Raw genomic sequence first — 12,305 nt, forward strand, 5'->3', positions numbered from 1 at the left:
GGTCAATTATGGGGGGCTAGGCTTTCCTGCTACCGTGATGCTGTGAAATGAAAAGCCAATCACCGTAACTTGATTTTCGCTGCTTGCAAACACATCACCACCATGCAGTTTCGCAATAGCAGCCACTATGGCCAGGCCAAGTCCGTGATTGCTCCCAGTGTCACTTCGCCCCTCTTCAGCGCGAAAGAAAGGTTCAAACAAACGATTCAATTTGACTGGATCAATTGTCGGGCCTTCATTCGAAACCTTGATCCACACCCTTTCTGCCTCTTGCGTAATGTGCACGGTAATTTCTGTGTTGGCCTGTGCATATCGAATTGCATTGGACAGCAAGTTACTCACCGCTCTTTTAATCAATTCAGTTTCAACCTCCACATTGGCATCGCCTTGAACTGTGATGCGAAGATCTCTGTCTTCGGCCAACTGTTCAAGGTATTCCGCGACTGATACCACCAACTGACGAAGACTTGGCACAGGTTGAAGTTGCAGTTCTCTGCCCTGGTCTGCATTGGCCAGGAACAGCATGCTGCGAATAATTCGTGCCATGCGGTCGAGTTCGTCGAGGTGATCACCGACAATTTTTTGAAGGTCCTCACCTTCGATCAGTTTGCGGCGTTGAAGCAGCTCATGGCTAATGGTCAAGCTCGACAGTGGTGTATTCAATTCATGTGCAACATTGCTGTTGAACAGTTTCAATTGCTCCCGGTTCTCGCGCAGTTGCCCCAATAAGCGGTTGAATCCGTCGATGAAGGGTCGCAATTCAAGCGGGGCCTTGTGGTCGTCCAGCACAACATCAAGCGAGCGTGGCCCCAAATTGTGAATGCGTTCTGTCAGTCGATTGATAGGGCGCAAAACCAGGCGAATCAGTCGCATACTGATCAACACCGACACCAGAATCCACAACACGATGGACGATGCAAAAATTCCTGAAATGAAGTTCAGAAAACGTTCGTCATCTACGGTGCTTACTGCCAGTTCAACCCGTTTGGCTTGCAGTTGGGGAAGTTCGGTTTCAAACACTTGAGAGAATTCCCGAATAGATCCCTCTCCATTGAAGAACACCTCCGGCCCGAACATGCGATTGCCCCGGCTGTCAACAACTCGGGCTTGGGTTCGACCTTGCCCTCCCAACACTTCTTCCAGGCCATGTTTCACATCTTCTGGTGAATATTCGGAAGTGGGTTTTAGTAAAAGGTGTTCAACAGCATGGAGCGCACGGCTCGCAGTTTCCTCCTGTTGCCTGGCCTGCCAATAGTGGATGCAGCAATACACGAGTACAGCGAGTAAAACCACGCCCAATACACTGACTGAGCTGGTCAACCCGATGGTGGCCCTGGAAATTGATTTCACGCTCACTCCTTGCCCTGCGTCCTGATTTCGAGAACGTACCCCATACCGCGAATGGTATGAAGCAAAGGGATTTCATAAGGATCGTCCAGCTTGATCCTCAACCTGCGAATGGCTACATCGATCACATTGGTTTCGCTGTCAAAATGCATGTCCCAAATCAGCTCAGCGATTTCTGTGCGGCTAATGACTTCGCCCTTTCTTCGCAGCAGTAGCCAAAGTAGAGAAAATTCTTTCGCAGTTAACCGTAAATCCTTGCCCCCGCGCTTGGCGGTGCGGCGTACTGCGTCTAATTCCAGATCCAGCAATGTCAACAAGGTTGTCTGGCTCTCGATCGCTACGGTCGATGTTCTACGCCCCAAGGCGTGAAGCCTGGCCACCAGCTCGGCAAACGCAAAGGGTTTCACCAGGTAGTCATCTGCACCGGCCTTCAGGCCGCTCACCCTGTCTTCAACCATGGCGCGGGCGGTAAGCATCAGTACCGGAATACTTTTGGATTGGCGTAACGCACTTAATACGGCCAAACCATCAATGTCAGGCAACATGCCATCAAGAATAATCACTTCATATAGCCCCTGCGTGGCCAAATGCAAGCCATCTATTCCGTTGCGCGCCAAATCGACCACAAAACCTTCTTCGGTCAGACCTTTTTTTAGGTAATCGGCCAGTCGCAGGTCATCTTCGATCAAAAGCAGTTTCATCGACTTTTCGTGGTTGTTATGCAGGTGCCCAGTATAACCACACCGAATTTGGTGAAGATTACATATTTGTAATGTACCGGGAAGGTGGCTGACAGTTGTCCCTAACTAAACTGTGGTCATGAGTTTGGAAGAACAACTCACCAATTTGAACCGATCGGGAGATCATCATGAAAAATATTAAAATTGCCGCTGTTCTGATTACCACCTTCGCCATTGCTGCACCTGCAGTGGCACTTGCCGATGCTGCCTTCCACCCCGGCAAAGGCGATGCGGTCTATGAACCTCATCAGGGATACAAAGATCCAACGAAATCTGCGTCACACGGCAACAAGGGATTCCGCGGCTACAGCGCGAACATTATCGGTTCTGAAGTCAGCGGTGATGGGACCACACACGAAGATTGGGGCAACTCTAGGTCTGGAAAAACCCGCCAAGAGGTGTTGCGTGAATTACAAAGCCAAACCCCAGAAGAGCGTCGTCTGGCCAATTCGAACTAATTCCAAGGTTTGACATCCATGAAAGTGATGGTATCCTTTTGATTAATTACTGAACAGCATAACCATGACCAAAGTGATCAAATCACTGTTGATGTTTGCAATCGCCGCCTCTGTAGTTTTTCAGGGAACGGCGTTTGCGGTCATGGTCGGATGTCATACCGGTTCCTTGGAGCAAACCTCGGATCAATCTGGGGCTTCAACGTTTTCGTCAGAGCATTGCATTGAGCACATGTCAGATCAAGCTGCTCACCATGCACTTTCGGACGATCAAGAGTCCAATGAAAGGCCTTGTTGCAGCTGTGATGCCATTTACAAGGCCAAGCTCGACCTTCCAGTTGTTCAAGTTGGTTTGATCCAATCCAACCTTCTCATCTCCGTTCCTTTCTCTTCAATCCTGCCCAGTACCGACCTGGCGCTGCCTTACCGACCGCCCATCCTGGCCTAAGCCAATCCTGAATTTCGTTTAATGATTTCAATTCATTTGGTGGAGGTACGTGTATGCGTACGGTTATGCAGTTGTTGTTAGCGGGTTCAATTCTCGCAGCAAGCACAGGATTTGCAAACGCCCAGTCGGAAGGTTTGCAGATTGAATATCAATCAGCTTTTGAGAACTACTCAGCATGGAAGCCCAAAGAAGGCGACCGTGATTGGGTGGGGGCCAATCAGAATGTAGAGAAAATTGGTGGCTGGCAATATTACGCCCGTGAGCCTTACCTGAAAAATGGTGAAGACCAGCAACCCATGCAGGATGGCGGCATGGGGCATGACATGGGCAAAATGAAAAAGCCCATGAGCCCCGGCGAAGCTCACCAAGGGGGGCACCGATGAGAACTTTGAAATACACAGCAATTGCTTTAGCGATTGCAGGCTTGACCGGCTGCGCCACAGTGAACATGGATCAGTCCATGGCCAACCTGAATGAAACCACTGCGTCGATGACCGAAAAGAAAGTGGTTCTTGCTCTGAACGATGAGCAGCGCAATCAGTTGCGCGCGCAAGCAGATGAGTTGTTGAAAACCCCGCTCGGATTAAATTCCACAGTGGAGCTAATGTTGGTGAACAGCCCTGAATTTCAGGCGCTGTTGGCTCGGGGTTACAGCGAGTCTGCATTGGCCGCCCAATCGGGTCGAATCCCCAATCCAATTTTCAATTTTGAACGAATTACCGTTGGAGATGAACTTGAAATTGGGCGATTGTTCAGTTTTGGCCTGTTGGATTTAATCACTCTTCCTTGGCGTCAACAGGCTGCAACTTTTCGAATTGAGCGAGCTCAACTGCAGTTGGCTGGTGATGTGATTGGGCAAGTGGCTCAAGCGCGCTCAGCTTGGGTTGATGCGGTGGTCGCCCTGCAAAAACAGCAATATGCGGAGCAAGTATTCGAGAATGCTCAAGCCAGTGCCGAATTGGCCAAACGCATGGAAGAAGTGGGTAACTTCACGATTATTCAACGTATTCGTCAGCAAATGTTTTATTCCGATGCCGCGCTTGGCTTGGCCATGGCACGTCAAGAGGCTACATCTACCCGGGAAAAGCTGGTTCGCGTACTCGGGTTGGATGCACAGCAATTTGAGGAGCTAAAACTTCCAGATCGCTTGCCAGACCTACCCGCCATGGTGAAAAAGCCTGAAGAAGTTTCAAAACAGGCCACCTCGCGGCTGGATGTTCAAATGGCCAAACAAGCTTACGACGCGGCGCTGAAAGTGTCTGGTGCTGAAACCGTGAGCTCCTTTGTGGACATTGAGGCTGGGATTCGCCGCGATTCTGTATTTGACAGAGACTCTGGCTCCAAAACCAACCCAAAGGGATATGAACTGGACATTCGATTGCCGCTGTTCGATTGGGGTGGCTTGCGGCGTGACGCGTTTTCTGCTGAGTTACTGGCCAAGGCCAACACGCTTGAGGCTGTCATGAGGAATGTTGATTCAAACCTGCGGGAAAGTTACACCAATTACCGCACAGCTTATGACATTGCCAAGCACTATCAAACTGAGGTGGTTCCAATGCTCGATACCTTGGCCGAGCAAAACACACTGCGTTACAACGGCATGTTGATTGGTACTTTCGAGCTACTTGCCGACAGTCGCAATCAGGTGCGTTCCATCGAGTCATCCATTGACGCATCAGCGAACTTTCTGCGAGCTCAACTGGCCTTGGATGCTGCATTGATGGGCAGTCCAAGCAATGTAAAGCTTTCCATGGGCACCCAAAGTCCAGCGGCTGAAGCCGCTGCTGGTCATTAAAAGATTTGGAGTAAGAGCAATGAATTCCAGAAGAGATTTTTTCAAGTTTGCCGGCATGGCCGGTGGCGCAGTGGCGGCAGCCAGTGTCAGCAAAGTGGCCATGGCCGCGCTGCCCGAGCCCGTCATTCAAACCTCGCCGGACACCATGGACCCTTTGACCCCAAACACAGGGCGGCCTTACAACCCGGTTGTTACCCTGAATGGCTGGACCTTGCCTTGGCGCATGAACAATGGCGTGAAGGAGTTCCACCTTGTGGCGGAACCCGTGGTGCGTGAGATGGCACCAGGTATGGTCGCTCACCTTTGGGGCTACAACGGACAAAGCCCAGGCCCCACCATTGAAGTGGTGGAAGGTGATCGCGTGCGTATTTTTGTGACGAACAAACTACCCGAGCACACCAGCGTGCACTGGCATGGCCAGCGCCTGCCCAATGGCATGGACGGTGTTGCAGGCCTGAACCAGCCGGCCATTCCTTCCGGCAAAACCTTTGTGTATGAGTTCGAGGCCAAGCGTCCCGGTACCTTCATGTACCACCCGCATGCCGATGAGATGGTGCAAATGGCCATGGGCATGATGGGTTTTTGGGTGACTCACCCCAAAAACAAACATCCCTTGATTGATAACGTGGACCGAGATTTCTGTTTTCTGCTGAATGCCTACGACATTGATCCTGGTGCGTACACACCAAAGATCATGACGATGCTCGATTTTAATTTGTGGACGTGGAACAGCCGCTTGTTTCCCGGAATTTCGCCCTTGTGTGTTCGAAAAAACGACAAGGTTCGGATACGAATTGGTAACTTGACCATGACCAATCACCCCATTCATCTGCACGGCCATGAATTCGAGGTGAGCGGCACCGACGGCGGCCCAACACCCAAAGGAAGTCGTTGGCCCGAAGTGACTACCGACATCGCCGTTGGGCAAATGCGGCAGATTGATTTTCTGGCCAATGAGGAAGGCGACTGGGCCTTTCATTGCCACAAAAGCCACCACACGATGAACGCGATGGGACACGACCTTCCCACCATGATCGGCGTGGATCACCGGGGAATAACGAAAAAAGCCCGAGGGCTCGTTCCCGAATACATGGTGATGGGTGAACGGGGTATGGCCGATATGACTGAGATGACGATGCCGATTCCAGATAACACCATCCCCATGATGACAGGCGATGGCCCGTTTGGCTCAGTGGAAATGGGCGGCATGTTCAGTATGTTGAAAGTGCGCAAAGACCAAAAGCCTGGGGATTATTCAGACCCCGGTTGGTACAAACATCCTAGCAAAACCGTGGCTTTTGAATACGAAGGCCCAGACATGCCCAAGCCCGTAACATCCGACAAGGCGGGAAAGCCCGCCATGAAATCCAGTAATCGACCTCAGGAAACAATCGAGTTGAAGGTCAGAAAACCTCAAGGCCATTCCGGCCACTAAGGAGTCAACCATGAAAAAATCATTCGCAAATCATTCCCTATCGCTGCTGCTTGGCGCTGGGCTTTTATTGCCCGTGGCCGTATTGGCGCACGGTACTCAAGAGCACAAAAAGTCAGCTTCCAATGCACAACCAGTTTTTGAGCAAACCGACTGGGGCATTGCCGGCACTCCGACCAAGATAGACCGCACTGTCAAAGTCGTAATGTCCGACAGCATGCGCTTTGAGCCATCCTCGTTGCAGTTCAAGGAAGGTGAAACTGTGAAGTTTGTTGTCAAGAATGAGGGAAAACTGATGCATGAGTTTGTTCTGGGGACAAAAGACAAGAACCTGGAGCATGCAGACTTAATGAAGAAGTTTCCAAACATGGAGCATGAAGAGCCCTATATGGCACATGTGGCTCCGGGCAAAACCACTGAGATGGTGTGGACTTTCAACCGAAGTGGCGAGTTTGAGTTTGCCTGCTTGATTGCAGGCCACTTTGATGCAGGTATGCGCGGACCACTGCGCGTAGCCAAATCCTCTGGAGCTGAAAAGTGAAGCGAATTGCTTTTGTTGGTATTGCAACTGCAATTTTGGCATTGGGTGTTTTTGCTGCCATCAAACCTGAGACTTTCTCAACTGTTGAGAAAGTCTCAGTGGCTGCAACAGAATCTGATGCCAATCAAGTTTTACCCATTCATGTACACAAAACAGCGACCTGCGGTTGCTGCGGCGAATGGATTAAACACTTGGAAAAATCGGGGTTTTCCGTGAAGTATTCGAATCACGAAGACCTAGACAGCATTAAGGCGCAGTTCGGTATCGAAAACAATTACCAATCCTGTCACACAGGAGTATCGGCGAATGGCTTTGTGTTTGAAGGCCATGTTCCAGCCAAGTACATAAGGGAATTTCTGAACGAAACACCCGAGGATTCACTTGGCCTGTCCGTTCCAGCGATGCCAGTTGGCTCTCCTGGCATGGAATATGGCAACAAATTCATGCCGTATCAGGTATTACTCCTGAAGAAGGATGGGAGCGCTTCTGTTTATGCGGAAGTGAAAACCTATCAAGATCAATTTTGAAAAAACACCCGACTTAACAAAAACTGAAAGGAAAAAAATCATGAAAACCCATTTAATCAAACTTGCTTCAATCGTTGCGCTGTCAATTTCGACTTCGGTCTTTGCCGGAGGAGATCACGGTTCCCATTCAAGTAAACCCACGGATCCAAAGTCCATGGAAGGCATGCAGATGAAGCAGTCCGAAACCATGGAAATGACGCAGGGCGAGGTGAAAAAAATTGATCCGAAGACTGGTAAGGTCACCTTAAAGCATGGCGAAATCAAGAACCTTCAAATGCCGCCTATGACTATGGTTTTCTCGGCCAAAGAGGCGGCGCAACTGGAAGGCCTGAATAAGGGCGACAATGTTCTATTTGCTGTGGATCAAAACATGAACATCACCCACATCGAGAAGAAACAGTAATCAGGAGAAGCACCATTGCAAAGTAAACCTGGATTTCCCAATGGATCGGTCATTGTGGGTAAATTGGGATTGATGTTGAGTTTGCTGGGTTCCGCAATGGTGCTTTGCGCCTGTCAAACAGTCGGAAATTTTGTTCATCCGGAAAGTCACAAACCAACGGTTACAGTAAAGAAGGAACCTTGGTTTAGCGCCGAGCGAGCCACCCGCACACAGAAAATGGAGGAGGGCTTTATTTTGGTTCTCTCCGGTGGAGGGGTTCGTGGCTTTGCCCACATCGGAGTTCTTAAAGCCCTGGAGGAATTGGGGCTTGAGCCCCGAATGGTGATTGGCACCAGTGCGGGTGCTGTCGTGGCTGCGTACTGGGGCTTGGGCTATACAGCCGATCAAATGATGCAACGTGCAGAATCACTAAATAACAGTGATCTGTTTGTACCCGTGTTACCGAATCTGGGACAGCCAGTTTTAAAGGGCGAGGCTGGAGTTTTTTCGGGTCAGTTTCTTGAACGGCAATTGCGCAGGGATTTCGGCATTCAAACATTTGAAGATCTCCCGAAACCAATTGCCATAGTGGCCACAGACCTTGAAACAGGTCGTCCCGTGGTCTTTAATGCAGGCGATATCGCCCGGGCAGTGCGGGCATCTTCAACAATTCCAGGCATCTTCACGCCACCTTCCATTAATGGACGTCTTTACATCGATGGTCAGGCCAGTTCACCACTGCCGATAGTTCCGGCAAAACGCTTGAGTGATCTTCCAATTCTTGCCGTAGACGTGGTGTATCCCCCCGAGCTTGCTGAGGTCTCTACGCTTACCGATTTGATGTTTCAAACCTTTTTGATATCGAGTTTTAGAATCAAAGAACTGGAGATGTTACAGGCGACAATGATCATCGCCCCTCAGTTAACCAATGTTGGTCAACTGGGTTTGAATGATCGTCATTGGGTATTTAAAACAGGTTATTTGGAAGCCAAAGAAAAACTTCGGAAAGCTGAAAAACTGCTGAAGTGATTTGTTAATTATGCACGGGTTGGCGGCGAATTAACACCAACCCTTAACCCCTTCATTAGCTTGCATCGCCTTCTGTGAGATCAACGCTTTTGATCTCACTCAGTACCTCAGCCCGTGACTTCGACGATTCGAATTCGTGTACCAACACTGTCGAATCTCCGGCCAGAGGGTTGAACTGATCTGCTTTTACCGCTTGTTGATACTCTTTTAGCACCGTTGCTTGGGTGGCCAGTTTGCCTTGGCTGATCAGTGCCACATGGTCGGTGCCATCACCGTGATCTGTAGGGCCGCTGGCCAAGGCAAAAGCTGGAAGCGTTGCGGAAATGGCAAACACTGTGGATGCGATCAATTGACGTGTTTTCATGGTAATTCTCCTTGAGTGAATCAGTTTGGGTTTTGCCTTTGCTTTCAATCAAGCGTTGGCATGACTCACACTTTACGCAGGGGCGAATGACCAGATCCTCTCAATTGAATTACAAATTTGTAATGAAAATAGGCCGTGAGTTTGCTTGTTGATGTAATTGGCAATGTGCTACATTTAATGCAGTCTATACCTGTTCGGGTTTCATTCGACCCGCATAGTCGGCAATGGCTTTTGCTGCCGTCGGTTCTCCCGACGCTGCTGCCAGACTCATCCACTTGTAGGCCTGAACTTGGTCGCGCGCGACCTCACCGCCCCCCTTTACAAACAGCTGAGCCAGCCTGACTTGCGCCTGAGTATGCCCTTGCTCGGCAGAGAGGCGATACCACTTGAACGCTTGTGCATCGTTGGCAGGAGCCGCACGCCCATTCTTATACATACCGTCGACTTCGCTTCCGTAGAGGCGCCCCAGGTTGAACTGCGCATCAGCTTCACCCTGCTCGGCCGCCCTGTGGAACCACTTGATGGACGCCGCGTGGTCTTGCTTCACGCCCATGCCGCATTTGTAGGCGAGACCCATGATGTTCTGCGCCATGGCATCGCCAGCCTTGGCTTTCTTTTCCCAGTCATCGACGGTCTCCGGCGACAATGTCTCGATCGCTGTTCCCAGCTTTGAAAAGTCATAAGCCGCCAGCGCATTGTTTGACAAGCCAAATGCTGCAGTACTCGCCAGCAGGATTGTTAAGGAAGCACGTGCGCAACGTGCTGTCAGTCTGATGTCGCAAAACATAAAAGCTCCTCTGTCGCTGTTTTCGTGTCTCTGGTTTAGCCAGCACAGCACGATAGCTGTGTCACATCTTTCGAGAAAGTCTGCGCCACCAGTTTGAGACCCTCAACCATGGTGAGGTAGGGGAAAAGTTGGTTGGCGAGATCTTGGACGGTCATGCGGGCACGGATCGCAATTGCGGCAGTCTGGATGATCTCGCCTGCTTCCGGTGTCACAGCCTGAACCCCAAGAATGCGTCCAGATCCAACTTCAGCGACAAGCTTGATAAACCCGCGCGTGTCGAAGTTGGCGAGTGCGCGCGGCACGTTGTCGAGCGTGAGGGTACGACTGTCGGTTTGCAGGCCGATGCGCTGCGCCTCTGCTTCACTGTAGCCAACCGTGGCAACTTGCGGATCGGTGAACACGACTGCCGGCATAGCGTCGAGATCGAGCGTTGCGTCGCCGCCTGTCATGTTGATACCGGCTCGGGTGCCAGCGGCGGCTGCAACGTAGACGTACTGCGGTTGGTCGGTGCAATCGCCAGCTGCATAGATGTTCGGTGCACTCGTTCGCATTCCCTGGTCGATCACGATGCGATGTTGCGAGTCGCGCGCCACACCAGCTCGTTCAAGATCCAGGCTCGTGGTATTCGGTGAGCGGCCTGTAGCGACGAGCAATTGATCCGCGCGCAACTCTCCCTGCGGTGTCGTAAGGATGAATTGGCGGTCGGAATAGGCCACGGCACTTGCTTGCGTCTGCGTCAGCACCGTGATGCCTTCCGCGCGGAAGGCAGCGGTCACGGCCTCGCCAATGACAGGGTCTTCGCTCGCAAACAAGGTGCGCCGCGCCAGGATCGTGACTTCGCTGCCCAGCCGTGCAAACGCCTGTGCCAGTTCCAGTGCAACTACTGAGGCACCGATCACTGCGAGCCGTTTCGGAATGGTCTCGCTAACCAGAGCTTCTGTAGAAGTCCAATAAGGGGTTTCTGCAAGACCGGGCAGCGGCGGAATGGCTGCGCTCGCGCCAGTTGCAATGAGACAGCGATCGAACGCCACTTCGCGTGTGCCGCCTTCTGCCGCTTCCACGATAAGCGTTTGGCCATCCTTGAAGCGGGCGCTGCCTCGTACCAGATTGATTGACGGATTGCTTTCGAGGATGCTTTCATACTTGGCATGACGCAGCTCGTCCACGCGAGCCTGTTGCTGCGCAAGCAGATGGTCACGCAAGACGACTGGCGCCGCCGCCGACAGCCCCACGTCAAAGGGACTTTCACGGCGCAGATGAGCGATATGCGCTGCCCGAATCATGATCTTGGAAGGAACGCAGCCCACGTTGACGCAGGTGCCGCCGATGGCTCCCCGCTCGATCAGCGTGACCCGGGCACCGTTTTCAGCCGCTTTCAGCGCAGCTGCCACAGCGGCGCCACCGGTACCGATAATCGCCACATGGAGCTGACCGGCTGGCTTTTCCACCGGTCGGTCGCCGCTCAGCCACTGGGCGGCTCTGCCAAGAAGTCCCGGCCGTTCGGTACTGCTCCCTTTGCTTTCGACTTCGTCTGCAGGCATAGCACGATAACCAAGTGCCCCCACTGCCGTCACGAGTGCCGACATGTCAAGCCTATTGCCCGTGATCTGCGCCCTGTTCGTAGGATAGTCGACGGACGCTGCTGTCACGCCAGGAACTGCCAGCAGGGCGTCCTCAACGTGCTTTGTGCAACTTGGGCAGGTCATTCCCGCCACGCTCAGACCAACTTTGTTTAACTCTTGCATTTTGCTCTCTCTTTTATCCATTCTGCCCACGGCGACTGGTACGACGCCTCGGTAAGTGGAACAGTCTTTCGCATCAGCGAACAGGCTCGGTGGGTCATTTACAGGCTGTGCACGCAATGACGGCCAGTAGAATCGCCAGACCGGCATCTCTACCTAGGTTCTGGCGACGCTTCCGTCATTTGCTGCCTTATTTCTTCAGTTCAGACGGGTAGCCTACGTCCGTCGTCGCCTTGCTCAGCGCCTGGACGCTGGTTTTCGCATCGTCGAACGTCACAACAGCCAGCTTGGTTGCGTAGTCGACCTCGATCTTGCTAACGCCCTCTACCTTGCTCAGTGCCTTCTTCACGGTGATCGGGCAAGTTGCGCAGGTCATGCCGGGAACGGTCAAGGTGACCGTCTGTGTGGCGGCCCAAGCAGGGGCAGCGAAGGTGGCGGCAAGGGCAAGGGAGGCAAACAGTTTCTTCATGATGAACTCCTGGTTAATAGAAAAATGGAACGACATAGGGAAATCCAAGCGCGACCAGGACCAGCACGGCCACGATCCAGAAAATCAGCTTGTAGGTGGCGCGCACCTGCGGAATCGCGCAGACCTCACCTGGCTTGCATGCCTGCACGGGCCGGTAAATCCGCTTCCAGGCGAAGAACAGCGCCACTAGCGCCGCGCCGATGAACAACGGTCGATAGGGTTCCAGCACCGTCAGGTTGCCGATCCA

16 protein-coding genes are annotated in these 12,305 nt (G+C 52.1%); 9 read left to right on the forward strand and 7 right to left on the reverse strand.

Features of this window, described 5'->3' with window-relative positions; genetic code table 11:
- Positions 1–6 precede the first annotated feature (6 nt).
- Entirely contained in the window at positions 7–1,350 is a 1,344-nt protein-coding gene (locus B4N58_RS03760; RefSeq protein ID WP_291745946.1) for an ATP-binding protein, read from the reverse strand.
- A gap of 2 nt (positions 1,351–1,352) precedes the next feature.
- On the reverse strand, positions 1,353–2,048 hold the full coding sequence (locus B4N58_RS03765; protein ID WP_291745949.1) for a heavy metal response regulator transcription factor: 696 nt from the start codon (positions 2,046–2,048) through the stop codon (positions 1,353–1,355).
- Positions 2,049–2,215: 167 nt separating this feature from the next.
- Here B4N58_RS03765 and B4N58_RS03770 point away from each other — a divergent pair, with 167 nt between their 5' ends.
- The 9 genes from B4N58_RS03770 to B4N58_RS03810 all read left to right on the forward strand — a co-directional run bounded on the left by B4N58_RS03770 (position 2,216) and on the right by B4N58_RS03810 (position 8,696).
- Positions 2,216–2,545 carry a hypothetical protein gene (locus B4N58_RS03770; RefSeq protein ID WP_291745951.1) on the forward strand — a complete coding sequence of 110 codons (330 nt, stop codon included), beginning with the start codon at positions 2,216–2,218 and terminating at the stop codon, positions 2,543–2,545.
- Positions 2,546–2,609: 64 nt separating this feature from the next.
- Entirely contained in the window at positions 2,610–2,990 is a 381-nt protein-coding gene (locus B4N58_RS03775) for a hypothetical protein (RefSeq protein WP_291745954.1), read from the forward strand.
- A 53-nt stretch (positions 2,991–3,043) separates the two neighbouring features.
- Positions 3,044–3,373: a hypothetical protein gene (locus B4N58_RS03780; protein WP_291745957.1), complete on the forward strand. Its 330-nt coding sequence runs from the start codon at positions 3,044–3,046 to the stop codon at positions 3,371–3,373.
- Positions 3,370–4,785, forward strand: a complete 1,416-nt coding sequence (locus tag B4N58_RS03785) for a TolC family protein (protein WP_159572544.1) — start codon at positions 3,370–3,372, stop codon at positions 4,783–4,785. Before B4N58_RS03780 ends, B4N58_RS03785 begins: the two co-directional genes overlap by 4 nt.
- A 19-nt stretch (positions 4,786–4,804) precedes the next feature.
- Positions 4,805–6,220, forward strand: coding sequence for a multicopper oxidase family protein (locus B4N58_RS03790; RefSeq protein WP_291745965.1), 1,416 nt, complete (start codon positions 4,805–4,807; stop codon positions 6,218–6,220).
- A gap of 10 nt (positions 6,221–6,230) precedes the next feature.
- On the forward strand, positions 6,231–6,758 hold the full coding sequence (locus B4N58_RS03795) for a cupredoxin domain-containing protein (RefSeq protein ID WP_171099028.1): 528 nt from the start codon (positions 6,231–6,233) through the stop codon (positions 6,756–6,758).
- Positions 6,755–7,285 (forward strand): DUF411 domain-containing protein, encoded by a 531-nt coding sequence (locus tag B4N58_RS03800; RefSeq protein WP_008249212.1) that lies wholly within the window; start codon positions 6,755–6,757, stop codon positions 7,283–7,285. The genes B4N58_RS03795 and B4N58_RS03800 overlap by 4 nt, the downstream gene beginning before the upstream one ends.
- Positions 7,286–7,325: 40 nt before the next feature.
- On the forward strand, positions 7,326–7,688 hold the full coding sequence (locus tag B4N58_RS03805; RefSeq protein WP_236550913.1) for a copper-binding protein: 363 nt from the start codon (positions 7,326–7,328) through the stop codon (positions 7,686–7,688).
- Positions 7,689–7,703: 15 nt separating this feature from the next.
- Positions 7,704–8,696: a patatin-like phospholipase family protein gene (locus B4N58_RS03810; protein WP_291745967.1), complete on the forward strand. Its 993-nt coding sequence runs from the start codon at positions 7,704–7,706 to the stop codon at positions 8,694–8,696.
- 55 nt (positions 8,697–8,751) lie between these two features.
- On the opposite strand, the gene B4N58_RS03815 is transcribed toward B4N58_RS03810, so the two are convergent.
- From B4N58_RS03815 to B4N58_RS03835, 5 genes are all read right to left on the reverse strand, one after another.
- The gene (locus B4N58_RS03815) at positions 8,752–9,060 is read right to left on the reverse strand and encodes a hypothetical protein (protein WP_008249208.1); all 309 of its coding nucleotides are present in this window, start codon (positions 9,058–9,060) and stop codon (positions 8,752–8,754) included.
- A gap of 184 nt (positions 9,061–9,244) precedes the next feature.
- Complete coding sequence (merG, locus tag B4N58_RS03820; protein WP_291745969.1) at positions 9,245–9,847, reverse strand: phenylmercury resistance protein MerG; 603 nt, start codon at positions 9,845–9,847, stop codon at positions 9,245–9,247.
- A 35-nt stretch (positions 9,848–9,882) separates the two neighbouring features.
- The gene (gene merA / locus B4N58_RS03825) at positions 9,883–11,592 is read right to left on the reverse strand and encodes a mercury(II) reductase (protein WP_291745971.1); all 1,710 of its coding nucleotides are present in this window, start codon (positions 11,590–11,592) and stop codon (positions 9,883–9,885) included.
- A gap of 187 nt (positions 11,593–11,779) precedes the next feature.
- Entirely contained in the window at positions 11,780–12,058 is a 279-nt protein-coding gene (gene merP / locus B4N58_RS03830; RefSeq protein ID WP_171099019.1) for a mercury resistance system periplasmic binding protein MerP, read from the reverse strand.
- A 13-nt stretch (positions 12,059–12,071) separates the two neighbouring features.
- Positions 12,072–12,305 (reverse strand): mercuric ion transporter MerT (locus B4N58_RS03835; protein WP_231831584.1); only part of this gene is annotated, 234 nt, incomplete at its 5' end.

The sequence above is a fragment of the Limnobacter sp. UBA3528 genome, from assembly GCF_002377005.1.
In the GTDB taxonomy this organism is placed as follows: Bacteria; Pseudomonadota; Gammaproteobacteria; order Burkholderiales; family Burkholderiaceae_B; genus Limnobacter.